This is a genomic window from Comamonas sp. GCA5, from assembly GCF_036541385.1.
GTDB classification, from domain to species: domain Bacteria; phylum Pseudomonadota; class Gammaproteobacteria; order Burkholderiales; family Burkholderiaceae_C; genus Comamonas; species Comamonas aquatica.
In genome coordinates this window covers 1-564 of the sequence record NZ_JAZHFR010000219.1, presented here as the reverse complement: position 1 = coordinate 564, position 564 = coordinate 1, and the positions used below count along the sequence as shown (strand labels likewise).

At 53.4% G+C, this 564-nt stretch carries 1 pseudogene; it reads left to right on the top strand.

Features of this window, described 5'->3' with window-relative positions:
• Window positions 1-106: 106 nt before the first annotated feature.
• Window positions 107-409 (top strand): annotated as a pseudogene (locus SJH88_RS19340) (transposase); the annotation flags it as partial.
• Window positions 410-564: the final 155 nt, after the last annotated feature.

Sequence of the window (564 nt, the reverse complement as noted above, 5' to 3'; positions counted from 1 at the left end):
ACCGTCCACAAAGAAGGAGAGAAACAAAACCTTATCCACATCTTGAGCCTTACGGCTCAAGCCAAAGGGTGGGTCAGTTTGAGATGGAAATTGCGGGTCAGTTCTGCGTGGAAATCAACACCCCATCATTCCTCCCCGCAAGAATGCACGAGTGCGCAGGGGTGCTGTGTTCGAGCGCCGCAATGCAGCGATTGCTGCGTGCAGGCGGCTGGGGCGAAGTATATGGAAACGCTGGATTGGCTACCACCGGCGAAGCTTGGTGGAAGCCAAGATGAACTGCATCAAACGTTTGGGCGAGCGGGTGATGTCCCGCACCTTTGAACGCCAAGTGAACGAGCTGCATATCCGAGCAGCCATCTTGAATCGATTTACTGAACTTGGCCGTCCTCAGACGGCAGCCGTGGCATAGCCACGGCTGGGGGTTGGGGTCACTCGCCTCAAATTGGATTTGAATACGAAAGACTTCCCACTTTCTTGACTCTGTTTGCAGGGCAGTGTCAGGTACAAAGTAAGTGAAGTTCATTCGTCATTCACCAGGAGTTGTGCCATGCAAACCATCATCCG